Origin of the sequence: Curvibacter sp. PAE-UM (assembly GCF_001432305.1) — a bacterium.
Taxonomy (GTDB): domain Bacteria; phylum Pseudomonadota; class Gammaproteobacteria; order Burkholderiales; family Burkholderiaceae_C; genus Hylemonella.
The window spans coordinates 1,176,294-1,198,309 of record NZ_KQ483358.1 but is presented as its reverse complement, the minus strand read 5'-3'; the positions used below and the strand labels follow the sequence as shown (position 1 = coordinate 1,198,309).

Below are 22,016 nucleotides of genomic sequence, written 5' to 3'. Positions count from 1 at the left end.
TCGCTCCTGCGGATGACGGACGGTGATCAGGAAATCTTGAAACGCGCAACCGACTGGCGCAGCTCTTCAGCCATGCGCGAGAGTTCACGCACCTGGGCGGCCGTGGCCCGCGTACCTTCACCAGTCTGCTCGGTCACAGCGAAGATGTGCTGGATGTTGTCGGCCACCACGTTGGCCATCGCGGCTTCCTTGGAGGTCGAGTCGGAAATCTGCTCAATCAGCTCGGCGAGTCGGCGCGACACGCGGTCAATCTCGGTCAGCGCCGTACCGGCGTTGTCCGACAGTCGGGCCCCTTCGACCACACCCTGGGTGGAGCGCTCCATGGCGGCCACGGCGTCCTGCGTGTCGGTCTGAATCGCCTTCACCAGCGCCGAGATCTGGCGCGTGGCGTCTGCGGAACGTTCAGCCAGTCGCTGCACTTCTTCCGCCACCACCGAGAAGCCGCGGCCAGCTTCACCGGCAGACGCCGCCTGGATGGCAGCGTTCAGGGCCAGCACGTTGGTCTGTTCGGTAATGTCCGAGATCAGTTCGGTAATTTCACCGATCTCCTGCGAGGATTCGCCCAGGCGCTTGATCCGCTTGGAGGTGTCCTGGATCTGGTCGCGGATGGAGTTCATACCGCCGATGGCGTCCTGCACGGCCTTCAGGCCGGACTCGGCAGCCTGCAGCGACTGGCGCGCCACCGCGGCAGATTCCTGCGCCTGGTGCGACACCTGGTTGATGCGGGTCGACATGTCCACCACCGAACGGCCGGTTTCGCGAATCTCGTGCAGCTGTTCGTTGGAAGCGGCCAGCAGTTCAGTGGACGTCTGGTCCACCTCGGCCGTCGTCTGCGCCACCTGGGCCGCCGTGTTCTGCACGTTACCCACCAGCAATCGCAACTCTTCCACCGTGTAGTTCACCGAGTCGGCAATGGCGCCCGTGATGTCCTCGGTCACCGTGGCTTCCTGCGTCAGATCGCCCTCGGCCACCGTCTGCAGTTCGTTCATCAGCCGCAGAATGGCCGCCTGATTCGCGTCGTTGACACGCTTGGCCTCCTGCTCCTGGCGCTCGGCTTCCAGTCGCTGCGCTTCGGCCATCACCTGGCGGCGACGGCTGTCCATCAGCTGCACACGCGCCAGACCGGCAGCGCAGAGCAGGGCGAAGATGGCTGCACCCACCAGGGACAGCAGCGAGGTCGGGCCCAGGCCGGTACGGGTGGCCAGCTGGCCCTGCAACTCTTCCAGGTCGCGACGCATCGGCTCCGAGTCGTTGATGATGGTGATCTGGGCGCTACGCGCCGAGACCAGGCCTTGCAGATTGCCCAGAATGGCACCGGCCTGTGTGCGGGTCAACTCGTAGAGCTTGATCAGCGCCTCGATCTGCTCACGTGTCTGCGCGTCCTTGGAGGCATTCAGGCGCAGCTCGGGGCTGCCGTCGAGCAGACCCTGTGCAATTTCCTTGAACGAGTTCAAATCCTTGCCCAGCAGGAACACGGCTTCCGGGCTCACACCTTCGGCCGTCAGGAACTCGTTGGACGACTTGCCGATACGCTGGGTCAGCATCACCAGCTGGCCGGCCGCAGAGATCTCGGCGGCGCTGGCATTCTGCTGCAGCTTGAGCGAGGACACGGTCTCGGCAATCTCCAGCAGGTCGGACGACTGGCGGTTGATGGTGCGCAGGGCCGCGCCCACCTGGGTCAGGATCTTCTCCTGCGCCATGATGGCTCCGGCGCTCTTTTCGGCGCGCTCCATCAGCGGGACGATCTTTTCGAGCTGCGGCAGCAGGTCGGCATCGATCGGCTCCAGGCGCAGGGCGTAATCGCTGTCGCGCAGGCCCTTGACGGAACGCACCAGGTAGCTGGAACTCTCCTTGACTTCGGCGAAGGCCTGGGGCACGCCCACCAGGGCCTGCGACACCGATTTGGCCAGACGTTGCGACTGCATCAGGGACTGGCCGGTGGCATTCAGCTGCTGCGCCACGCGGTCGGCAGCGGTCAGCGCCACGAAGGCGATCGCGCCCAGGACGACCAGGGCCAGGCCCAGCAGCCACCACAACAGGCGCTGCTGCTCGGCAATCGGCCGGCGCCCCAGCAGGGGCACGTTGACCATGTCGTCCTGATCCAGCGAGACCGGCGCGGGCAGGTCCTGCAGCTGCGTGTCGGCCGACTTCCCGGGGGCCGACGCACGTTGCGGCTGCAGGCCGGACAGGTCGTCAGGCATGGCCAGGCTCAGACCGACACTCTGCTCCGAGTCGGGCGTCTTTTTGGCAAAGAGATGGGTCAGTTTGTTGAGGACGGACATGATGCAACCTTAGGAAAGTATGGACAGGCCCTAGGCACTGATGCTCAAAAACTCGCTCATCTGCGACAGCTGCTGGAGATTGATCTCCTGCCAGCGGCTGCCGTCAGCGTCGACATAGCGGTTACCGAAATAGGGTGGCGCGCCTTCCGGCGGCGGCTCGGAGCCCGAGAACGCCCCGACATGGCGCAAACCCGCCAGTGAATCGATCAGCAAGGAGCAATTGAGCTCCAGAGCGGCGTTGAGCGTGACGACACTGGCCTCGGACCAGTACTGCTCGGTCCGCACCGGCGCCTTGCCGGCAATGAAAGCCGCCAGATCCACCACGCCATACAGGCCGCCACGCAGGTTGACGACCCCCAGAAACCAGGACTGCGAGTAAGGCACCGTCTGCACCGCAGGCAGCGGGAAAATTTCACCCGACTGGGCCAGGGGCAGCAGGTAATCAAGCCCGCCTGCACGCACCGCCAGCCACGAAATGGAGAGACCTTCGGCCTTGGCCGCTTGCAATCGGCTAGCAAGTCGTGACTGCAGGTCCCTGAGAGCTTCGCGATTGGCCATGGGATGCGAATCAGCCCAGCGCCTTGATCTTGCCCAGCAATTCAGCCTCGTCCACCGGCTTGGTCACGTAATCACGCGCGCCCTGGCGCATGCCCCAGACGCGGTCGGTTTCCAGGTTCTTGCTGGTGCAGATGATGATCGGGATCTCGGCGTACTCCGGCGTGCGGTTGATGGCGCGCGTGAGCTGAAAACCATTCTGACCCGGCATCACGACATCCATCAGGATCAGGTCCGGCTTGTCTTCGGCCAGGCGACGGAACGCATCGTCGGCGTCCTCGGCGGTCTTCACGGCCATCCCGTTTTTCTGGAGCAGATCCGTCAGAAACATCAATTCCGTCTTGGAATCGTCAACGATCAAAACTTTGCGTATCGGCATCAATTCACTCCTTGCGAGACTATGCCAAACTGCTGCACGGCCTGCAACAGCTGGTCTTTGGTAAATGGTTTGGTCAGGTAGTCCTGCGCACCCACCATGCGGCCACGCGCCTTGTCGAACACCCCGTCCTTGGATGACAGCATGACCACCGGCACCGAGGCGAACTTGGCGTTGCGCTTGATGATGGCGCAGGTCTGGTAGCCATCGAGGCGCGGCATCAGGATGTCGCAAAAGATCAGATGGGGCTGGTAGTCGTTGACCTTGGCCAGGGCATCGAAGCCGTCTTCAGCCAGCATCACCTCGTGCCCGCCCTGCTTGAGAAATATCTCGGCGCTGCGACGGATCGTATTGCTGTCATCGATCACGAGGACCTTGAGGGGCGATTCTTGCGTACTCACTGAACGCTACTCCTGATTACGGCCGGCTGAAACGATGACAGACACCATGTTTCAGACCAAGCCTCAGATCTGGACCATTTCGAAATCTTCCTTGCGCGCACCGCATTCAGGGCAGGTCCAGTTCATGGGCACATCAGCCCATGCTGTCCCCGGCGCTATGCCGTGCTCCGGATCGCCGGCCGCCTCATCATAGATCCAGCCACAAATCAGACACATCCAGGTTTTCTTATCACTCACAGCTTACGGGACCTTCGAATAGAATGCAACATTGTACAAAGCGAAAACCACTCTCGAACGGCTTTCGCGCAACGACTTGTCGTATTCTGCCTGATGACCACCACAGGCCAGCCCATGCAAACCCCAGCCCCCGAGGAAACAGCGCACGATCCGAGCCAGCCGCCGTGCGTGCTGGTGTTCAATGCCAACGACCCCAGCGGCGCGGGCGGCCTGTCCAGTGACGTGTCCGCCATCGCCTCGGCCGGTGCCCACGCACTGCCGGTCATCACCGGCACCTACGCCCGCGACACGGCGGAAACTTTCGACCATTTTCCCCTCGATGAAGAGGTAGTGGCCGAGCAGGCGCGCGGCCTGCTGGAAGATGTGAGCGTGCAAGCCATCAAGGTCGGATTTGCCGGCACGCCCGAGAACCTCAGCACCATCGCCGGGATCGCCACCGACTACCCGGACATCCCGCTGATCGCCTACATGCCCAACCTGTCCTGGTGGAACGAGGTGCAGATCGACCTCTACCTGGACGCCTTCCAGGAACTGGTTTTGCCCCAGACCACAGTGTTGGTCGGAAACCACAGCACCCTGTGGCGCTGGCTGCTGCCGGACTGGAACGGCGAGCGCAGCCCCAGCGCGCGCGACATCGCCCGCGCTGCCGGCGAATATGGCGTGCCCTATACCCTGGTCACCGGCATCCCGGCGCCCGATCAGTACATCGACAACGTGCTGACCTCGCCACAAACCGTGCTCGCCAGCGAAAAATTCGAACGCTTCGAAGCGGTGTTCTCCGGTGCTGGCGACACTCTGGCCGCCACACTCGCCGCCCTCATCGCCAGCGGCTGCGACCTGACGGAGGCCTTCACCGAGGCGCTGGACTACCTGGACCACTGCCTGGACGGCGGCTTTCGCCCCGGCATGGGCAACGTGATCCCCGACCGCCTGTTCTGGGCCCAGGCCGATCTTGACGACAGCGATGACGCCGACGACGGGCCGCAGGGCCCGGCCTCCCAATTGGAACTTCCCCCGCATGACACCCAGCACTGACCGTAACGAGACCCTGTTCGAGCGCGCCAAGCGCGTCATCCCCGGCGGCGTGAATTCGCCCGTGCGCGCCTTTCGCGCCGTCGGCGGCACGCCGCGCTTCGTGCAACGGGCTCAAGGCGCCTATTTCTGGGACGCCAACGACCGTCGCTACATCGACTACATCGGCTCCTGGGGGCCCATGATCCTGGGCCACGGTCATCCGACCGTGGTTGCCGCCGTACAGAAGGCCGTAACCGAGGGCTTCTCCTTCGGCGCACCGACCGAGCGCGAGATCGAGCTGGCCGAGGAAATCCTGAAGCACGTGCCGTCCATGGAGATGGTGCGCCTGGTCAGCTCGGGCACCGAAGCCGGCATGAGCGCCATCCGCCTGGCGCGCGGCGCCACGGGCCGCAGCAAGATCATGAAGTTCGAGGGCTGCTACCACGGGCACGCCGACGCCCTGCTGGTCAAGGCCGGTTCGGGCCTGGCCACCTTCGGCAACCCCACCAGCGCTGGCGTGCCGGCCGAGGTGGTGCAGCACACCCTGGTGCTCGAGTACAACAACGTGCAGCAGCTTGAGGAAGCCTTCGCCTTGCACGGCAAGGAACTCGCCTGCCTGATGATCGAGCCCATCGCCGGCAACATGAACTTCGTGCGCGCCTCGGTGCCCTTCATGCAGCGCTGCCGCGAGCTCTGCACGCAGTACGGCGCCCTGCTGGTGTTCGACGAAGTCATGACGGGTTTTCGTGTGGCCCTGGGCAGCGCACAAAGCGTCTACGCCCAGGCCATCCCCGGTTTCAAGCCCGACATCACGGTGCTGGGCAAGGTCATCGGCGGCGGCATGCCGCTGGCGGCCTTTGGCGGGCCGCGCACGCTCATGGAACAGATGGCCCCGCTGGGCCCGGTCTACCAGGCCGGCACGCTCTCCGGCAACCCGGTGGCCACGGCCTGCGGCCTGGCGACCCTGCGCGAGATCAGCAAGCCGGGCTTCTTCGAGGCCCTGTCACGCAAGACGCGTTCGCTGGTCGAGGGATTGAAAACCGCCGCGGCAGCCGAAGGCGTGGCTTTCAGCGCCGACTGCCAGGGCGGCATGTTCGGCTTCTTCCTGATGTCCGAGCTGCCGCAGAACTACGCCACGGTCATGAAGACCGACAGCCCGCGCTTCAACACCCTGTTCCACGGCCTGCTGGATCGCGGCGTCTACATCGCGCCAGCGCTGTACGAAGCCGGCTTCGTGAGCGCAGCGCACAGCGAGGAAGACATCGCACAGACCGTGGCTGCGGCGCGTGAAGTATTCAAGCTGCTGGCGAAATAGTCCGCACCTTTTCCATGAAAAAAGCGGCCTCCTGGCCGCTTTTTTCATGTGCACCGAGGCTCGATTCAATGGCGGAAATGCCGCACGCCTGAAAACACCATGGCCACGCCGCGCTCGTCGGCCGCATCGATGACTTCCTGGTCGCGCATGGAGCCACCGGGCTGGATCACGCAGGTCGCACCGGCATCCACCACCACATCCAGGCCGTCGCGGAAGGGAAAGAAGGCGTCGCTGGCCACGACCGTGCCCTGCAGCGACAGATTGGCGTGCTGGGCCTTGATGCTGGCAATGCGCGCCGAGTCCAGTCGGCTCATCTGGCCGGCGCCCACCCCCATGGTCATGCCGTCCTTGCAGAAGACGATGGCATTGCTCTTGACGAACTTGCCCACCTTCCAGGCGAAGAGTAGGTCTTCGAGTTGCTGCGGTGTTGGCGCCTTCTTCGTCACCACTTTCAGGTCACTGCGTTGCAGCACGTGGTTGTCCGCAGTCTGGATCAGCAGACCCGAGCCCACACGCTTGACGTCGTGCGAGTTCTGGCCCCGCTCCCAGGCATTCTTGCCGTCGCGCTTGACGCCATCGAGCGATATCTCGAGCACACGCACATTGGCCTTGGCCTTGAACACTGCCAGCGCTTCAGGCGTATAGCCGGGCGCCATCAGCACCTCGACGAACTGCTTGCTCACGGCTTGGGCGGCTGCACCATCCACCACACGATTGAAGGCGATGATGCCGCCGAAGGCCGAGGTCGGATCGGTCTGGAAGGCCTTGCTGTAGGCCTCCAGCGCATCCTTGCCCATGGCCACACCGCAGGGGTTGGCATGCTTGACGATGACGCAGGCCGGCACCTCGAAGCTCTTCACGCATTCCCAGGCGGCATCACCGTCAGCGATGTTGTTGTAGCTCAACTCCTTGCCCTGCAACTGCCTGGCCGTCACCAGCGAACCGGGTGCCGGATACAGGTCGCGGTAGAAAGCGGCCGACTGGTGCGGGTTCTCGCCGTAACGCAGGTCCTGCAGCTTGACCATATTGCTGTTGGCCTGGGCCGAGAAGGCGGCGTGCGTACCGTCCTCGTTGATCGCTGACAGGTAGTTACTGATGGCCGCGTCGTAGTTGGCGATGCGGTTGAAGGCCGCCACCGACAGCGCGAAGCGCAGCTTGTCCGACAGCTTGCCGTTCGTCTTCAGTTCATCCAGCACCGCCGGGTACTGCGAAGCGTCGGTCAGCACCCCCACGTCTTTCCAGTTCTTGGCCGCGCTGCGCACCATGGCCGGGCCGCCGATGTCGATGTTCTCGATCGCGTCCTCCAGCGTGCAGCCCGGCTTGGCCACCGTGGCCTCGAAGGGGTAGAGATTGACCACCAGCAGGTCGATGGTGTCGATCTGGTGCGCCTTCAGCGCGGCCATGTGCTCGGGCACGTCACGCCGGGCCAGCAGGCCGCCGTGCACCTTGGGATGCAGGGTCTTGACACGACCGTCCAGCATCTCGGGGAAAGCGGTGAGCTCGGCGACTTCCGTCACGGGCAGCTTGGCATCGGCCAGCAGCTTGGCGGTACCGCCGGTGGAGATGAGCTTGATGCCCAGCGCATGCAGGGCCTGGGCGAATTCGACGATGCCGGTCTTGTCGGAAACGGAGAGGAGTGCGTTCATTTTTGATCAGTTGGGGTCAGCGCTGAAGATCCGACCCACAAGGTTTATTTGAGAAGTTTGTGTTCGACCAGCTTCTTGCGCAAGGTGTTGCGGTTCAGGCCCAACCAGAGCGCGGCGCGCGACTGGTTGTGCTCGGCCTGCTGCATCACCACTTCCAGCAAGGGCTTCTCGATGATGCGCACCAGCATGTCGTACATGCCGTCCGGCTCGGTGCCGCGCAAATCCTTGAAATAACCTTCCAGGCTGGTACGCACGCATTCTTCGATCTGTTTTTTGCTCATGCGGCAAGCTCCATCTGTTCCTCGTCCCTGTCTTCTAGGGCATCCGTCCCGGCAACCGGCATGCGGTCCATGCGGGTCCCCAGTTCATCCAAAAAATCGGCGACGGCCTGGACCTGGGTCCGGCTGTCATCCAGCAGGTTCATGCGGGCGCGGAAAGCCTCGCCCCCGGGCAGGGTCTTGAGATACCAGCCGATGTGCTTGCGCGCGCTGCGCACACCGGTGTATTCGCCGTAGAGCGCGTAGTGGTCTTCCAGATGCTCCAGCAGCAGGCGCCGGACCTCGACCACCAGCGGCAGGGCCAGGTGCTCACCCGTGGCCAGGAAGTGGCCGATCTCGCGAAAGATCCAGGGCCGACCTTGGGCCGCGCGGCCGATCATCAGCGCGTCGGCGCCCGTGGCGCGCAGCACGGCCCGCGCCTTTTCGGGCGAGTTGATGTCACCGTTGGCCACCACGGGGATACGCAGCGCGGCCTTGACGGCGGCGATGGTGTCGTACTCGGCCGCGCCCTTGTAGCCCTGCTCGCGGGTGCGGCCATGCACGGTGACCATCTGCACACCGGCGCTTTCGGCGGCACGTGCAATGGTCAGGGCATTCTTTTCGGTCTGGCACCAGCCGGTGCGCATCTTGAGCGTCACGGGCACGTTGCACGGCGCGCAGGCGGCCACCACGGCTTCGATGATCTCCAGTGCCAGCGCCTCGTCCTGCATCAGGGCCGAGCCGGCCCATTTGTTGCAGACCTTCTTGGCCGGGCAGCCCATGTTGATGTCGATGATCTGGGCGCCGCGCTCGATGTTGTAGACCGCCGCCTCGGCCATCATGGGCGCGTCGGTGCCGGCGATCTGCACGGCGATCGGGCCTGCCTCGCCCTCGTGGTTGGCGCGGCGCGAGGTCTTCAGGGTGTTCCAAAGGTCCTTGCGCGAAGTCACCATCTCGCTGACTGCATACCCCGCGCCCAGGGCCTTGCACAGGCGGCGAAACGGCCGGTCCGTCACGCCCGCCATCGGGGCCACGAACAGGGTGTTCGGCAGTTCGAAGGAACCGATGTGCATGCGGGTGTGGAAAAGTAAGGCGCCAATGAAAGATGCCACCGCCAGAACTGGCAGCAGCCGGGCCGGGTATTCTAGCTGCACAAAATTTCAGCAATTGAAATCAGGCGCCGCCAGTCGCAAGCCGCTGCCTATACTGCCCCTCTATGGAGAACTGGATCACCCAGCTGCTGACGCTATTGGCCCTGCCTGAATACGGCCTGGTCACACTGTTCCTGATCGCCTTTGTCTCGGCAACGCTGCTGCCGCTGGGTTCGGAGCCCGCGCTCTTCGGCCTGCTCAAGCTCAACCCGGAACTGTTCTGGCCCGCCATCCTGGTCGCCACGGCCGGCAACACGCTGGGGGGCGCCGTCAGCTGGGCCATGGGCTGGGAATCGCACAAGCTCATAGACAAGTACCGCCATTCCGACACGCATCTGCGCGCCCTCGACTGGCTGGAACGCATCGGTCCCCGGGCCTGTCTGCTGAGCTGGCTGCCGGTGATCGGCGACCCGCTGTGCGCCGTAGCGGGTTGGCTGCGCCAGCCCTTCTGGCCCTGCCTGCTCTACATGGCCATCGGCAAGCTGGCGCGTTACCTCACCATGACGGTGGCGCTGCTCTGGCTCTTTCCGGGCGGCTTCAGCTTCTAGCCCGACGCCAACGCCGGATCAGCGGCGGCAACACCAGCAGCAGCATGGCCACGGCCATCAGCGAGCCGGACAGCGGCCGCGTGAAGAAGGTGAACCAGTCCCCCTGGCTGATGGTGAGCGCCTGCCGCATGGACTGCTCGGCCATGGGCGCCAGGATCATGCCCACGATCAGCGGTGCCGCGGGAAAGTCGAAGCGCCGCATCAGAAAACCGATCAGCCCGAAGAAGAACAGCAGGCCCACGTTGAACACCGAGTTGCCCGCGCCGTAAACCCCGGCCGTGGAGATCACGATGATGCCGGCGTAGAGCCAGGGCGGCGGGATCTTCAGCAGCCGCACCCACAGGTGCACCAGGGGCAGGTTGAGCACCAGCAGGATGACGTTGCCGATGTAGAGACTGGCAACCAGCGTCCAGACCAGAGCGCCCTGCTGGCTGAACAGCTGCGGACCGGTCTGGATGCCATAACCCTCGAAAGCCGAGAGCATGATGGCCGCCGTGGCCGAGGTGGGAATGCCCAGCGTGAGCAGGGGCATGAGCACACCGGCCGCAGCAGCATTGTTGGCCGCCTCCGGCCCGGCCACCCCCTCGATCGCGCCGTGGCCGAACTCCTCGGGATGTTTGGAAAGTTTTTTCTCGGTGTAGTAGGACAGCATGGTGGGCAGCTCGGCGCCGCCCGCCGGCAGCGCGCCGATGGGAAAACCAAACAGCGAACCGCGGATCCAGGGTTTCCAGGAGCGCGCCCAGTCCTCGCGGCTCAGGCGCAGGCTGCCCGTGAGTTTCATCACCTCGCCGCTGCGCGACTCACGCCCCTGCCAGGCCAGGTAGAGGGCCTCGCCCACGGCGAACAGGCCCACCGCTACCACCGTCACCTCCAGCCCGTCGAGCAACTCGGCCCGCCCGAAGGTGAAACGTGGCTGGCCGGTCTGCAGGTCGATGCCCACCAGACCGCAGAGCAGACCGGCGCACAGGCTCAGCAGGCCGCGCAGCACAGAGCTGCCCAGCACCGCGGACACGGCCACCAGCGACAGCACCATGAGGCTGAAGTACTCCGCCGGGCCGAAGGCCAGCGCCGCCTCCACCACCCAGGGGGCAAAGAAAGTCAGCGCCAGGGTGCCGATGGTGCCCGCCACGAAGCTGCCGATGGCAGCCGTGGCCAAGGCCTGGCCGGCCCGGCCGCGCCGCGCCATCTTGTTGCCTTCCAGCGCCGTCACCACCGAACCGGATTCGCCCGGCGTGTTGAGCAGGATGGAGGTGGTGGAGCCGCCATAGGCGGCACCGTAGTAGATGCCGGCGAACATCACGAACATGCTGGTGGCCGGCACCTGGTAGGTCAGGGGCAGCAACAGGGCGATGGTCAGCGCGGGGCTGATGCCCGGCAACACCCCCACCAGGGTGCCGATCAGGCAGCCCGCGAAGCCCCACATCAGGGTCAGGGGTTGCAGGGCGCTGCCGAAACCGGTCAGCAGGGCGTCAAAGGCTTGCATGCTCGCTCCACTCGCAGAAACAGGGAATCAGAAAGGCCAGCGCAAGGCCGGTCCCAGGCCGATGCCCAGCAACTGGGCAAACACCAGCCAGAACACGGAGGCAATCGCGCCACAGACCAGCGCCGAACGCCAGCCCAGCGGCGCATCGAAGGCGCGCGCCACCCCCATGCCGCAGAGCGCGGCCGGCAGCACAAAACCCAGGGGCACCACCAGAGCCATGAAAACGATGCCACCGCCCAGCAGACTGGCCAGCCGCCGGCCGCTGCCGGGCAGAGGCTCCTGCTCAGGCGCGTGGCTCACGTCGACCTGGCGGCCCCGCCAGGCGCTCACGCCGTAGAGCAGGGCCAGCACGGCCAGCCCCCCCACCACCACGGCCGGCGCCAGCACGGGCCCGACCGTCATCTGCATCAGGGACTCGGGGATGACCGTCACCTGCCAGATGGCCGCGGCGGCGATGGCCAGCAGCAGGACGGCCAGGCGCAGAGGCGTCATGCCAGCCCCAGGTCCTTCATGACTTCTTCGGTGTCACGAATGTTGGCTTCGATCTCGCGCTCGAAAGACTGGGCGGCCAGGAACACATCGGTCCACTTGCGCGTCTCCAGTTCCTTGCGCCAGGGCTCGGACGCATTCACCTTGCTCATGAACTCCACCAGCGCCTCGCGCTGCGCCGGGTTGATGCCAGGAGGCGCGAACACCCCGCGCCAATTGGCCGCGGTGACACGCACACCCAGCTCGGTCAGGGTCGGCACGTTGACGCCAGGGATGCGCTTGTTGCCCGACACCGCCAGTGGAATGAGTCGGCCGGCCTTGATCTGCTCCTCGAACTCCGAGTAGCCGGAAATCCCCGCCACCACCTGCCCACCCAGCAGCGCCGCGTTGGCTGGCCCGCCGCCGGAGAAAGCGACATAGGCCGCGTCGCGCGGGTTGCGGCCCAGCGCCTTGATGATGAGACCCAGCAGCACGTGGTCGGTGCCGCCAGCGCTGCCGCCGGCCACGGACACCGCCTTCGGGCCGGCCTTGATCGCGGCTTCCAGTTCGGCCCAGGTCTTGATCTTGCCGCCGGCCGGCACGGCCACCACGCCGGCCTCTTCGGTCAGGCGGGCGATCGGCGTCACGTTGCGCATGGTGACCGGGCTCTTGTTCGCAATGGCCGCACCCACCATCACCGAACCGCCGACCATCAGGCTGTTGCCCTGGCCCTTGCGCTGGTTCACATAACGAGGCAGCCCCACCATGCCGCCGGCCCCGGCCACGTTCTCGAACGCCATGTTGCCCACCAGTCCGGCGGCCTTGGCCGCACGCTCGATGGCGCGCGCCGTGCCGTCCCAGCCGCCGCCCGGCGCCGCCGGCACGAACATGTTCAGGGTCTCGAACAGGGGCTTGCCCTGCGCCCAGGCCGGCAACACCAGGGCGGCACCCGCAGCGGCACCCAGGCCCAGAAACTCACGCTTGTTCATTTCCATGATCAACTCCTGTGTAAGATCAAACGGGCCGGACAGCCCACCCATTGCATTCTGCTCACCAGCCCGGACGCCGGCTTTCAAACGGCTGTCAATTCGGCTCAGTGAAAACCCTGACGACTTCGTGAACACGCCCGCCGCCCACATCCTGCTGGTCGAAGACACCCCCGATCTGGCGCTCTGGCTGGGCACTGCCCTGCGCCAGACGGGTTTGGCCGTGAGCTTTGCGCGGGACGGGCATGAAGCCCTGGCGCAACTGGCGGCAGGGCATGGCTTTGACGCCGTGCTGCTGGACCTGCAGTTGCCCGGCCTGGACGGGCTGTCCGTGCTGCAAAGCCTGCGCGAGCGCGGCGACACTGTCCCCGTCCTGGTGCTCACCGCCCGCGTCAGCGTGCCCGACCGCGTGCTGGGCCTGAACCTGGGCGCGGACGACTACCTGCCCAAGCCTTTCGACCTGAGCGAGCTCGAAGCCCGGCTGCAGGCCCTGCTGCGCCGGCCCGGTCGCACCAGGAACACCCGGCTACGCCTGGGTCCCCTGGAGATGGACCGCAGCTCCGGCCAGGTCAGCCTGTTTGACCAGCCCCTGGCCCTGACCCCCAGGGAAGCGGCCGCCCTGCGGGTGCTGCTGGAAGACCCCCGGCGCACGGTGAGCAAGGACGATCTGCACCGCTCCGTCTTTGCCGACGAGGCCGTGGAACTGGAAGCGGTCGAGGTGCTGATCCACCGCCTGCGCAAGAAACTGGAATCCGCCCCCGTCCCGCCGGGACAGGCCGGGCCGCCCGTCGTCCACACCATCCGCGGCCTGGGCTACATGCTGATGCCGCCGGCCGGGCCAGGGCACTGACATGGCACGTGCCGCCGCCTCACTGCGCACCCGCCTGCTGGGCTGGATCCTGCCGCCGCTGGCCGGGCTCATTGCCATCAACGCCTGGGTGGCCTATGGCAATGCCATCGAAGCCAGCAACGAGGCGTACGACCGGGCCCTGTACCTGGCCAGCCGGGCCCTGGCCGAGGAGCTGGTCTGGCGCGATGGCGCGCTCCAGGTCAACGTGCTGCGCGCTGCCGGTTATCTGCTGGAGAACCACACGGGCGCGCGCCTGTATTACCGCATCAGCGACGTCAACGGCCAGCAGCTGGCCGGCGAGGCCACCCTGCCAGCCGCCACACCCGAACCCGCTGCCAGCGTCAAGTACTACGCCCTGGTGCAGTTCGAGGATGGGCACTTCCGGGAACGCCCCGTACGGCTGGCCCACCTCACCCACGTGCTGGAGGACGAACAAGGCAGGTCGCACATCCTGAAAGTCAGCGTGGCCGAAACCCTGGAAACGCGCCAGCAGATGGTGCAACTGCTGCTGCGCGAAACACTCGTCAGCCAGACGCTGCTGCTGCTGGCGGCAGCGCTGCTCGTGATTGCAGGCGTGCAGCATGGCATCCGGCCCCTGGAGAATTTTCGCCAGCGCCTGGCAGACCGGGGTGACGACGAACTGTCCCCCATCCATCCCCCGGACCTGCCCCGCGAACTGCGCCCGCTGGTGGAAACGCTGAACAGCTACCTGGCGCGCCTGGGCCGCCTCATCGATATCCGCAAGCGCTTTCTGGACAATGCCGCGCACCAGCTGCGCACGCCGCTGACGGTGCTCAAGACGCAGCTGGCACTGGCCGACCGGGAGAGTTCGGCACTGGCTGCGGCGCGGAAAACGACCGATGAGGCCGTGCGGCTCACCGAGCAGTTGCTGGCCATGACCCGCGCCGAGCACGCCGGCGAAATGCATGCGCCCTCCGCCGGAACCTCCGTGGATCTGGTGCCGCTGGCACGGCAGGTGATCCAGGAATACCTGCCACGTGCGCTGCAGCGTGGCGACGACCTGGGCTTCGAGACTGGTGTGGACAGCTGTGGGGTGCCCGGCACCGAAGCCCTGCTGCACGAAGCGCTGGGCAACCTGATCGACAACGCGCTGCACCACAGCCCGGCCGGCACGCGCGTCACCGTACGCGTAGGGCCGCGCTGGGTGGAAGTGGAAGACACGGGCCCGGGCATCGCCCCGGAGCACCAGGCCCATGTGTTCGAACGCTTCTACCGGGCCGCGCCGCCTGCGCTGCGCGGCAGCGGTCTGGGCCTGGCTATCGTGCGGGAGATCGCCCAGCAATATGGCGCGCAGGTGTCGCTACGCAGCGCCCCGGGCACAGGAACGGTGTTCCGGATGGAATGGCCGGCCAGTTGAAGCGCCGGTTCAGGCGCTGAACAGGAAGTTCATCACGTCGCCATCCTTGACAACGTACTCCTTGCCCTCGGCGCGCATCTTGCCCGCATCCTTGGCGCCCTGCTCGCCCTTGCAGGCGATGAAGTCGTCGAAAGCGATGGTCTGGGCGCGGATGTAGCCCTTCTCGAAATCGGTGTGGATCACGCCCGCGGCCTGCGGCCCCGTGTCGCCCACATGGATGGTCCAGGCGCGCACTTCCTTGACGCCGGCGGTGAAGTAGGTCTGCAGGCCCAGCAGCTTGTAGGCCGCGCGGATCAGGCGGTTCAGGCCCGGTTCCTCCTGGCCCAGCTCCTTGAGGAATTCCAGGCGGTCGGCATCGTCCATCTCGGACAATTCGGCCTCGATCTTGGCGCAGATGGCCACCACCGGCGCGTTCTGCGTGGCGGCGTATTCCTTCAGGCGGTCCAGGTAGGGGTTGTTCTCGAAGCCGTCTTCGCTCACGTTGCCCACGAACATGGCCGGCTTGGCCGTGATGAAGAAGAACTGCTTCAGCAAGGGCTGTTCTTCCTTGCTGAACTCGATCGTGCGCACCGGCTTGCCTTCGTTGAGCGCGGCCTGGCATTTCTCCAGGATCGCCACCAGCTTGATCGACTCCTTGTCACCCGAGCGCGCCGTCTTGGTCACGCGGTGCAGGGCCTTCTCGACCGCGCCCAGGTCGGCCAGGCACAGTTCTGTCTGGATCACCTCGATGTCCGAGATCGGGTCCACCTTGCCCGCCACGTGGATGACGTTGTCGTCGACAAAACAGCGCACCACGTTGACGATGGCGTCGGTCTCGCGGATATGTGCCAGGAACTTGTTGCCCAGGCCCTCGCCGGTGCTGGCACCGGCCACGAGACCGGCAATGTCCACGAACTCGACGATCGCCGGCACCACCCGCTCCGGCTTGACGATGTCCGAGAGCTGCGCCAGCCGCGGATCGGGCACTTCCACCACGCCCACATTGGGCTCGATGGTGCAGAAGGGATAGTTCTCCGCCGCGATGCCCGCCTTGGTCAGGGCGTTGAAGAGGGTGGATTTGCCGACGTTGGGCAGGCCGACGATGCCGCACTTGAGACTCATGGGTTTCCTTGGAATGCCCGGCCGGGTCCGGTCAGGCTCGCGCTGCACGGCTGAAGCCGGCGCACGGTGGGGTTCGATGGGGCGGCCCGCAGCCGCCGGAAATTGCTGCCAATTGTAAGACCGGGGCGCCGATCCGCCCCGGCGTCGGCCGCCTGCCGGCTCATGGCGTTAGGGAAAGAGCCCGTACGGGGGGTGCCACAATGTGCATCAACCCGGAACCCCCATGCCTGTCATCATGAAACTCCGTACCCCCAGCCTCCTCGGCCTGAGCCTGGCCCTGGCCATGCTCACCGGCTGCGCCAGCCGCGGCTCGCACAGCCCGAATGCCCGCCCCGTGCTGTATCCGAATGCCGCCTTCAAGCAGATGGGGGAGGACCGGGCGCTGGAGGAGGTCGACGCCTGCATGGGCGCGGCCAGCCACGCCGGCCTGACCCCGGATGAAAAAGACAATGCCGCCGGGCGCGGCGCGGCCAAGGGTGCCGCCGTGGTGGGCACGGCTGCCGCCGTGGGTTCGCTGATACGCGGCCGCGGCATCGAGGGCGTGGCGACCGCCGGCGCACGTGGCGCCGTGGTGGGCGGCTCGGTCGGCGCCGTCGCCGGTGCCATGAGCGAAAAACCGAACATGACCTACCGCCACTTCGTGCAGCGCTGCGTGACCGAACGCGGCCTGGAAATCATCGGCTGGCAGTGAGCGCCTGCCGATGTCGCAAGCTCAATCGAAGCGGTAGCTGGCGCTGACCGGCTGCCCGACGCGCAGCACCGTGTCGACCCCGGCGCTGACGATGGCGTTCATGCCGAAGGTCACGGCGCCCTTGAGGCGTGCATCCTGCCGATAGGTCTGCAGCATGTCGCTCACCTCGGGGCTGCTGCGGGCCGTGGCGGGGTCAATGTCGGGAATGGGGCAGCGCGGGCAAGGCTTGACTGGCGTCAGCAGCGCGGGCCCCTCGGCCGTCTCGATCTGCAGCGGCCCCACACGGTCTTCGTCATGCTCGGGCAAACCGTCGAGCACGATGTTGGGCCGGAAGCGCCGCACATCCACCGGCACGTGCCCCTGCGCTTGCAGACGGGTGTTCAGACCGTCCAGGGACGCCTGGCCCAGCACCAGCACCGCAAAACCGTCGCTGAACTGGTTGAGCGCCTCGGCCTGGCCCGTCCATTTCCTGTCGGACAGGCGGCGATGCTCGGGATCGAAACGCACCAGCCGGTACCTGGGCGCATTCGCCTTGGGCAAGCCCTGCTCGTTGAGCGCCAGGAAATCGGTGAACCACTGGGCCGCGATGTCGCCCATGTCATAGGCAGGCACTTCGTCGTCCCAGACGCGCACACGGGCCGGCGCCTCGACGGCATCAACCCGCAGATGCAGGGCCAGCATACCCGGCGCGCGCAGCTGCAACTCGGTGCCGCCACGCTTGAACTGCGGCTGCACCAGGGCCAAGCGTGGCTCCTCGCGCTGGCTGAGGAACTCGCCGTGCGCGTCCACCACCATCCAGGCGCGGTCCAGGTCCAGACCCGTGTCGGTCAGCAGGGCCTCAGGCACCTCGATGCCGGCGCAGGACTTGACGGGGTAGACGAAAAGGCGAGCGATGCGGGCTTGCACATCGGCCGGGGTAAGGGGGGTAGCACTCACGGATCAATTTCCTGGATTGACTGACAACAGGTCTGATTCTGCCCTGCCTTTAGAGCCCGATCACGGCCTCGCAGGGGCCGTGATCAGGCTCTTACAATGCCCCATGCCCCAAGCCCTGGATATCTGCATACGCGGCAGCGGCATCGTCGGCCGCACCCTGGCCCTGCTGCTGGCACGCGAGCGTCTGCGCGTCGGACTGGTGGAACAGCCGGCCCCGGCAGGCAAGCCGCCAACCACCGACGTGCGCGCCTATGCCCTGAACCGCGCCTCACGCGAACTGCTGGAAAGCGTGCGCTGCTGGCCGGCCGACGAAGCATCGGCCACGCCGGTGCGGCACATGCAGGTCTGGGGCGACCGCGGCAGTGAACTGAATTTCGATGCCGGCGAATCCGGCAGCCCGGCGTTGACCTGGATCGTCGACGTGCCGGTGCTCGAAGCCCAGCTGGCCGATGCCGTGCGTTACCAACCCCAGATCGAGGTGCTGAGCGGACCGGCGCCGGCCCGGCTGACCGTGGTCTGCGAAGGCCGTACCAGCAGCACACGCGCCGAATTCGGCGTCGATTTCGAAGTAACGCCCTACCCACAGCACGCCCTGGCCACACGCCTGCGCTGCGAAAGACCCCACGGCCAGGTCGCCCGGCAGTGGTTTGCACAGGGCGAGATCCTGGCTTTTTTGCCCCTGGACGGCGCCCAGGGGAACTCTGTGGCCGTCGTCTGGTCTGTCTCTCCTGAGCAGGCCGCGCGCTTGCAGCAACTGGAGTCGGCCGAGTTTTGCCGGGAACTGGAAAACGCCAGTGCCCACACACTTGGTTCGCTCACGCTGGCCAGCGAACGCCGGACCTGGCCTTTGCAGAAAGCCCAGGCACGGCAGTGGTCGGGCCGCTCGGCGGGAGGCGCCTGGGTGCTGGCCGGTGACGCGGCACACAACGTGCATCCGCTGGCCGGTCAGGGCCTGAACCTGGGCCTGGCCGATGTGGCAGAGCTCACGCGTGTGCTGCACGGGCGCGAGTACTGGCGCGGCGTGGATGACGAGAAGCTGCTGCGTCGTTATGAACGGGCACGCAAGGCCGGCATGCTGGCCCTGGATGTCGGCATGGACGGGCTGCAGCTGCTGTTTGCACGCGAGGGCGAGGCCTGGGGTGCACTGCGCCACTGGGGCCTGCAAGGCGTGGAACGCAGCGGGATGCTGAAGAACTGGCTGGCGCGGCGCGCCATGAATTTTTGAAAGTCGATGTGATGATGAATATGTCCAAACACCTGCTGGCGGGCCTGCTGGCCCTGCTCTCCCTTGGCGTCTGCGCCCAGGAAAGTACCATCCGCAAGAACCTGGCCGAACGCCTGCCCCAGTTGCCAAAAATCGACGAAGTCAGCAAGACACCGCTGCCCGGCATCTACGAGATCCGCGTCAACGAGAACGACATCTACTACACCGACGCCGAAGGCAACTACCTGATCCAGGGCAGCATCATCGATGTGCGCCAGCGTCGCAACCTCACCGAGGAGCGCGTCGAACAGCTGACCTCCATCGAGTTCAAGGACCTGCCCCTGAAGGACGCCTTCACCGTGGTGCGCGGCAACGGCAAGCGCAAGGTGGCCGTCTTCGCCGACCCGAACTGCGGTTACTGCAAGCGTTTCGAGCGCGACCTGGCCAAGATCGACAACGTCACGGTCCACACCTTTCTCTATCCCATCCTGAGCCCGGATTCGACCGAGAAGTCGAAAAACATCTGGTGTGCCAAGGACAAGAACAAGAGCTGGCAGGACTGGATGTTCAACGACCAGGTGCCGGCCGCCGTCAGTTGCGACACCACGGCCCTGACCCGCAACCTGACGCTGGGTCGCAAGCACAAGATCACCGGCACCCCCACGCTGATCTTTGCCGATGGCTCGCGCGTGCCCGGCGCCTTGACCACCCAGCAGATCGAGAAACAGCTCGCCAGCGTCACCCGCTGATCCCATCCAACCACCAGCCCCATGCCCCGCACCTCCGGCCGCACCGCTCCTGCCCCCGTGCATTACCAGGTCCAGGCGGCCGATCTGCACGCCCATCTGTACCGTGTCACCCTGACCATCACGCAGCCGCAGGCCGGCCAGCGCGTGGCACTGCCGGTCTGGATTCCAGGCAGCTACCTCATCCGGGAATTTGCGAAGAACCTGCAGCAACTGAAGGCACGGCAAGGCCGGTGTGCCCTGGCAGCTGTCCAGCTCGACAAATGCAGCTGGCAGATCGACTGCGACCCACAGCAGCCGCTGGAACTGAGTTACGAGGTCTATGCCTTGGACAACTCGGTACGCACGGCCTGGCTCGATGCCACGCGCGGCTTTTTCAACGGCACCAGCCTGTGCCTGCGTGTCGAAGGCCAGGAAGACGCGCCGCATGACCTGACCTTGCTGGCCGGTGCCGCGCCAGCCAACTGGACAGTAGCAACCGGCCTGCCGGCCGTCAAGACCGACAAGCGCGGTTTTGGCCACTATCGCGCGGCCAACTACGACGAGCTGGCCGACTGCCCCTTCGAACTCGGCGCCTTCTGGAGCGGCCACTTCAAGGCGGGCGGTGTCAGCCACCGCTTCGTCGTGGCCGGCGCCCCACCCAGCTTCGACGGCACGTGCCTGCTGGCCGATGCGCAGCGCATCTGCGAGACGGCCATCCGCTTCTGGCACGCCAGTGGCCAGGCCAGCGGCCGCAGCGGCAAGCCGCCCTTTGCCAGCTACCTGTTCATGCTCAACGCCACCGACGACGGTTATGGCGGGCTGGAGCATCGCAACTCCACGGCGCTGATCTGCGCGCGCCGCGACCTGCCGCGCGCCGACAGCAAACCGGGCGAGGGCTACACCACGCTGCTGGGCCTGATCAGCCACGAATACTTCCACAGCTGGAACGTCAAGCGTCTGCGCCCGGCCGAGTTCGCGCGCTATGACTACCGCGCCGAGAACTACACGGAGCTGCTCTGGTTCTTCGAGGGCTTCACCAGCTATTACGATGACCTGCTGTTGCGCCGTGCCGGCCTGCTGGACGATGCAGGCTACCTGCGTCTGCTCAACAAGAGCATCAACCAGCTGCAGCAGACGCCGGGGCGGCTGGTCCAGTCGGTGGCCCAGGCCAGCTTCGATGCCTGGGTCAAGTACTACCGGGTCGACGAAAACACGCCCAATGCCACGGTGAGCTACTACGGCAAGGGCGCGCTGGTCGCCTTGTGCCTGGACCTGACGCTGCGCGCGGAGGGCAAGCACAGCCTGGACGACGTCATGCGCGCGCTCTGGTTACGCTGCAAGGCCGGCCCCATGACCGAGAGCGATCTGCTGGCCGTGCTGCAGGAACTGAGTGGCCGTTCCTGGTCGCGCGAACTCAAGCGCTGGGTGCACAGTACTGCCGAGTTGCCCTTGCGTGAACTGCTCGAACGGCATGGCGTGACCATCCATGAGGAGCCAGCCCAGCTGGCGCAGCGCCTGGGCCTGCGCGTGAGCGAGTCGGGTTCGCTCCAGATCAAGACCGTGCTGCGCGGTGGTGCCGGCGAACAGGCCGGCTTTGCGGCCGGCGACGAATGGCTGGGTGTGGAGGTGGGCAGCGGCAAGTCAGTCAGCAGCTGGCGACTCCACAAGCTCGACGAACTGCTGCTCTATGCCGGCGGGCAAAACCGGGTCAAGGCCCTGGTGGCACGCGACAAGCGCCTGCTGACATTGAGCTTGCCTCTGCCGCGCAGCATCAACACTTGGCGTCTGTCGGTGGGCGCCAGGGAGCGGGTCGGCGCCTGGCTCGGGTCCTGAACAGATCTCAGGCCTTCGGTAGCTGGGCTTCGACTTCCGCGCCAAAGCGGTCGGCCGCCGCCTGGCCCTTGACATCGCGCACCACGGTGTAGGCACGCTTCATGGCCTCGACGAACTGGGATAGGTCCCTGGTCGCTTCGATCTTGAGAGAAAGCTCGTCTGCCAGGGGACCCAGTTGTTCGAGCAAAAGACGGGCGGCCAGCGATTTGAGTTTGCTCAGGTCCGTGCCTGCTACCACGGCCTGTCCCCCCGTCGGCCTGGCGCCAGCACCCCCGGAGAGGGCTTCGATGAAACCATCCGCTTCCAGCTGTTCCAGCAACTGGGCCGACTCGCCCATGCCGGCCGCCAGCCGGGTCAGCTCTTCCACGTTCTTCTTGCCATCGACCAGGATAAGCAGCATGCGCAGCTTGCCACCCACGCCGTGACCGCGGGTCGCGATGGCCTCTGTCCCCTTGTCGGATTTCCGGTATATCGCTTGCGCTTCCATGCCGCCCAACCTTGTTTTATTTAATCTGCGGATTATTTCACCACAGTCAGCATACCCGGCCCCGTGTTTCCACTAGGCAAGGTCTGCAT

General features: G+C 65.8%; 23 protein-coding genes. 9 read left to right on the top strand and 14 right to left on the bottom strand.

Annotated features, from left to right (window positions below; translation table 11 throughout):
* Positions 1 to 26: 26 nt before the first annotated feature.
* The 5 genes from AO057_RS05805 to AO057_RS17410 all read right to left on the bottom strand — a co-directional run bounded on the left by AO057_RS05805 (position 27) and on the right by AO057_RS17410 (position 3,830).
* Positions 27 to 2,282, bottom strand: coding sequence for a methyl-accepting chemotaxis protein (locus AO057_RS05805; protein ID WP_057674734.1), 2,256 nt, complete (start codon positions 2,280 to 2,282; stop codon positions 27 to 29).
* Positions 2,283 to 2,312: 30 nt separating this feature from the next.
* On the bottom strand, positions 2,313 to 2,840 hold the full coding sequence (locus tag AO057_RS05800) for a chemotaxis protein CheW (RefSeq protein WP_057674733.1): 528 nt from the start codon (positions 2,838 to 2,840) through the stop codon (positions 2,313 to 2,315).
* A 10-nt stretch (positions 2,841 to 2,850) separates the two neighbouring features.
* The gene (locus AO057_RS05795) at positions 2,851 to 3,216 is read right to left on the bottom strand and encodes a response regulator (RefSeq protein WP_057674732.1); all 366 of its coding nucleotides are present in this window, start codon (positions 3,214 to 3,216) and stop codon (positions 2,851 to 2,853) included.
* Positions 3,216 to 3,614: a response regulator gene (locus tag AO057_RS05790; protein ID WP_057674731.1), complete on the bottom strand. Its 399-nt coding sequence runs from the start codon at positions 3,612 to 3,614 to the stop codon at positions 3,216 to 3,218. Before AO057_RS05790 ends, AO057_RS05795 begins: the two co-directional genes overlap by 1 nt.
* 63 nt (positions 3,615 to 3,677) lie before the next feature.
* Complete coding sequence (locus tag AO057_RS17410; RefSeq protein ID WP_047193774.1) at positions 3,678 to 3,830, bottom strand: rubredoxin; 153 nt, start codon at positions 3,828 to 3,830, stop codon at positions 3,678 to 3,680.
* A gap of 135 nt (positions 3,831 to 3,965) precedes the next feature.
* Between AO057_RS17410 and AO057_RS05785 the strand changes: the two genes are divergently transcribed.
* Both AO057_RS05785 and hemL read left to right on the top strand, forming a co-directional pair.
* On the top strand, positions 3,966 to 4,886 hold the full coding sequence (locus tag AO057_RS05785) for a bifunctional hydroxymethylpyrimidine kinase/phosphomethylpyrimidine kinase (RefSeq protein WP_057677185.1): 921 nt from the start codon (positions 3,966 to 3,968) through the stop codon (positions 4,884 to 4,886).
* On the top strand, positions 4,870 to 6,180 hold the full coding sequence (gene hemL, locus AO057_RS05780; protein ID WP_057674730.1) for a glutamate-1-semialdehyde 2,1-aminomutase: 1,311 nt from the start codon (positions 4,870 to 4,872) through the stop codon (positions 6,178 to 6,180). Before AO057_RS05785 ends, hemL begins: the two co-directional genes overlap by 17 nt.
* A gap of 65 nt (positions 6,181 to 6,245) precedes the next feature.
* Here hemL and purH read toward each other — a convergent pair whose 3' ends face one another.
* The 3 genes from purH to dusB are packed head-to-tail and all read right to left on the bottom strand — an operon-like array spanning position 6,246 to position 9,156.
* On the bottom strand, positions 6,246 to 7,826 hold the full coding sequence (purH, locus tag AO057_RS05775) for a bifunctional phosphoribosylaminoimidazolecarboxamide formyltransferase/IMP cyclohydrolase (protein ID WP_057674729.1): 1,581 nt from the start codon (positions 7,824 to 7,826) through the stop codon (positions 6,246 to 6,248).
* 44 nt (positions 7,827 to 7,870) lie between these two features.
* The gene (locus tag AO057_RS05770) at positions 7,871 to 8,107 is read right to left on the bottom strand and encodes a Fis family transcriptional regulator (protein ID WP_057674728.1); all 237 of its coding nucleotides are present in this window, start codon (positions 8,105 to 8,107) and stop codon (positions 7,871 to 7,873) included.
* On the bottom strand, positions 8,104 to 9,156 hold the full coding sequence (dusB, locus tag AO057_RS05765; RefSeq protein WP_057674727.1) for a tRNA dihydrouridine synthase DusB: 1,053 nt from the start codon (positions 9,154 to 9,156) through the stop codon (positions 8,104 to 8,106). Before dusB ends, AO057_RS05770 begins: the two co-directional genes overlap by 4 nt.
* Positions 9,157 to 9,299: 143 nt before the next feature.
* Here dusB and AO057_RS05760 point away from each other — a divergent pair, with 143 nt between their 5' ends.
* Positions 9,300 to 9,782: a YqaA family protein gene (locus AO057_RS05760; RefSeq protein WP_057674726.1), complete on the top strand. Its 483-nt coding sequence runs from the start codon at positions 9,300 to 9,302 to the stop codon at positions 9,780 to 9,782.
* On the opposite strand, the gene AO057_RS05755 is transcribed toward AO057_RS05760, so the two are convergent.
* The 3 genes from AO057_RS05755 to AO057_RS05745 are packed head-to-tail and all read right to left on the bottom strand — an operon-like array spanning position 9,772 to position 12,728.
* Positions 9,772 to 11,265: a tripartite tricarboxylate transporter permease gene (locus AO057_RS05755; protein WP_057674725.1), complete on the bottom strand. Its 1,494-nt coding sequence runs from the start codon at positions 11,263 to 11,265 to the stop codon at positions 9,772 to 9,774. The genes AO057_RS05760 and AO057_RS05755 overlap by 11 nt on opposite strands.
* A 27-nt stretch (positions 11,266 to 11,292) precedes the next feature.
* Complete coding sequence (locus AO057_RS05750) at positions 11,293 to 11,757, bottom strand: tripartite tricarboxylate transporter TctB family protein (RefSeq protein WP_057674724.1); 465 nt, start codon at positions 11,755 to 11,757, stop codon at positions 11,293 to 11,295.
* Positions 11,754 to 12,728 carry a Bug family tripartite tricarboxylate transporter substrate binding protein gene (locus AO057_RS05745; protein WP_057674723.1) on the bottom strand — a complete coding sequence of 325 codons (975 nt, stop codon included), beginning with the start codon at positions 12,726 to 12,728 and terminating at the stop codon, positions 11,754 to 11,756. Before AO057_RS05745 ends, AO057_RS05750 begins: the two co-directional genes overlap by 4 nt.
* Before the next feature lie 121 nt (positions 12,729 to 12,849).
* Here AO057_RS05745 and AO057_RS05740 point away from each other — a divergent pair, with 121 nt between their 5' ends.
* Both AO057_RS05740 and AO057_RS05735 read left to right on the top strand, forming a co-directional pair.
* On the top strand, positions 12,850 to 13,569 hold the full coding sequence (locus tag AO057_RS05740; RefSeq protein WP_057674722.1) for a response regulator transcription factor: 720 nt from the start codon (positions 12,850 to 12,852) through the stop codon (positions 13,567 to 13,569).
* A 1-nt stretch (position 13,570) separates the two neighbouring features.
* On the top strand, positions 13,571 to 14,947 hold the full coding sequence (locus tag AO057_RS05735) for a sensor histidine kinase (RefSeq protein WP_057674721.1): 1,377 nt from the start codon (positions 13,571 to 13,573) through the stop codon (positions 14,945 to 14,947).
* A gap of 9 nt (positions 14,948 to 14,956) precedes the next feature.
* Here the strand turns inward: AO057_RS05735 and ychF are convergent, their stop codons facing one another.
* Positions 14,957 to 16,048, bottom strand: coding sequence for a redox-regulated ATPase YchF (ychF, locus tag AO057_RS05730; protein WP_057674720.1), 1,092 nt, complete (start codon positions 16,046 to 16,048; stop codon positions 14,957 to 14,959).
* Between the two features lie 235 nt (positions 16,049 to 16,283).
* Between ychF and AO057_RS05725 the strand changes: the two genes are divergently transcribed.
* A complete protein-coding gene (locus AO057_RS05725) occupies positions 16,284 to 16,739 on the top strand; it encodes a glycine zipper family protein (protein ID WP_057677184.1) in 456 nt (151 codons plus the stop codon).
* Between the two features lie 21 nt (positions 16,740 to 16,760).
* Here the strand turns inward: AO057_RS05725 and AO057_RS05720 are convergent, their stop codons facing one another.
* Complete coding sequence (locus AO057_RS05720) at positions 16,761 to 17,675, bottom strand: MOSC domain-containing protein (protein WP_057674719.1); 915 nt, start codon at positions 17,673 to 17,675, stop codon at positions 16,761 to 16,763.
* A gap of 103 nt (positions 17,676 to 17,778) precedes the next feature.
* Here AO057_RS05720 and AO057_RS05715 point away from each other — a divergent pair, with 103 nt between their 5' ends.
* The 3 genes from AO057_RS05715 to AO057_RS05705 are packed head-to-tail and all read left to right on the top strand — an operon-like array spanning position 17,779 to position 21,440.
* Positions 17,779 to 18,900 (top strand): FAD-dependent monooxygenase, encoded by a 1,122-nt coding sequence (locus AO057_RS05715; protein WP_057674718.1) that lies wholly within the window; start codon positions 17,779 to 17,781, stop codon positions 18,898 to 18,900.
* A 14-nt stretch (positions 18,901 to 18,914) separates the two neighbouring features.
* Complete coding sequence (locus AO057_RS05710; protein WP_057677183.1) at positions 18,915 to 19,628, top strand: DsbC family protein; 714 nt, start codon at positions 18,915 to 18,917, stop codon at positions 19,626 to 19,628.
* Between the two features lie 21 nt (positions 19,629 to 19,649).
* The gene (locus AO057_RS05705) at positions 19,650 to 21,440 is read left to right on the top strand and encodes a M61 family metallopeptidase (RefSeq protein WP_057674717.1); all 1,791 of its coding nucleotides are present in this window, start codon (positions 19,650 to 19,652) and stop codon (positions 21,438 to 21,440) included.
* Positions 21,441 to 21,447: 7 nt separating this feature from the next.
* On the opposite strand, the gene AO057_RS05700 is transcribed toward AO057_RS05705, so the two are convergent.
* Positions 21,448 to 21,840, bottom strand: coding sequence for a hypothetical protein (locus AO057_RS05700; protein ID WP_156404476.1), 393 nt, complete (start codon positions 21,838 to 21,840; stop codon positions 21,448 to 21,450).
* Positions 21,841 to 22,016 lie beyond the last annotated feature (176 nt).

Coding starts and splice junctions, on each gene's coding strand:
- AO057_RS05735 (WP_057674721.1), top strand. CDS start 13,571: ATGGCACGTGCCGCCGCCTCACTGCGCACCCGCCTGCTGGGCTGGATC.
- AO057_RS05785 (WP_057677185.1), top strand. CDS start 3,966: ATGCAAACCCCAGCCCCCGAGGAAACAGCGCACGATCCGAGCCAGCCG.
- purH (WP_057674729.1), bottom strand. CDS start 7,826: ATGAACGCACTCCTCTCCGTTTCCGACAAGACCGGCATCGTCGAATTC.
- hemL (WP_057674730.1), top strand. CDS start 4,870: ATGACACCCAGCACTGACCGTAACGAGACCCTGTTCGAGCGCGCCAAG.
- AO057_RS05715 (WP_057674718.1), top strand. CDS start 17,779: ATGCCCCAAGCCCTGGATATCTGCATACGCGGCAGCGGCATCGTCGGC.
- AO057_RS05805 (WP_057674734.1), bottom strand. CDS start 2,282: ATGTCCGTCCTCAACAAACTGACCCATCTCTTTGCCAAAAAGACGCCC.
- dusB (WP_057674727.1), bottom strand. CDS start 9,156: ATGCACATCGGTTCCTTCGAACTGCCGAACACCCTGTTCGTGGCCCCG.
- AO057_RS05755 (WP_057674725.1), bottom strand. CDS start 11,265: ATGCAAGCCTTTGACGCCCTGCTGACCGGTTTCGGCAGCGCCCTGCAA.
- AO057_RS05705 (WP_057674717.1), top strand. CDS start 19,650: ATGCCCCGCACCTCCGGCCGCACCGCTCCTGCCCCCGTGCATTACCAG.
- AO057_RS17410 (WP_047193774.1), bottom strand. CDS start 3,830: ATGTGTCTGATTTGTGGCTGGATCTATGATGAGGCGGCCGGCGATCCG.
- AO057_RS05700 (WP_156404476.1), bottom strand. CDS start 21,840: ATGCTGCTTATCCTGGTCGATGGCAAGAAGAACGTGGAAGAGCTGACC.
- AO057_RS05770 (WP_057674728.1), bottom strand. CDS start 8,107: ATGAGCAAAAAACAGATCGAAGAATGCGTGCGTACCAGCCTGGAAGGT.
- AO057_RS05760 (WP_057674726.1), top strand. CDS start 9,300: ATGGAGAACTGGATCACCCAGCTGCTGACGCTATTGGCCCTGCCTGAA.
- AO057_RS05795 (WP_057674732.1), bottom strand. CDS start 3,216: ATGCCGATACGCAAAGTTTTGATCGTTGACGATTCCAAGACGGAATTG.
- AO057_RS05800 (WP_057674733.1), bottom strand. CDS start 2,840: ATGGCCAATCGCGAAGCTCTCAGGGACCTGCAGTCACGACTTGCTAGC.
- AO057_RS05750 (WP_057674724.1), bottom strand. CDS start 11,757: ATGACGCCTCTGCGCCTGGCCGTCCTGCTGCTGGCCATCGCCGCCGCG.
- ychF (WP_057674720.1), bottom strand. CDS start 16,048: ATGAGTCTCAAGTGCGGCATCGTCGGCCTGCCCAACGTCGGCAAATCC.
- AO057_RS05710 (WP_057677183.1), top strand. CDS start 18,915: ATGAATATGTCCAAACACCTGCTGGCGGGCCTGCTGGCCCTGCTCTCC.
- AO057_RS05745 (WP_057674723.1), bottom strand. CDS start 12,728: ATGGAAATGAACAAGCGTGAGTTTCTGGGCCTGGGTGCCGCTGCGGGT.
- AO057_RS05725 (WP_057677184.1), top strand. CDS start 16,284: ATGAAACTCCGTACCCCCAGCCTCCTCGGCCTGAGCCTGGCCCTGGCC.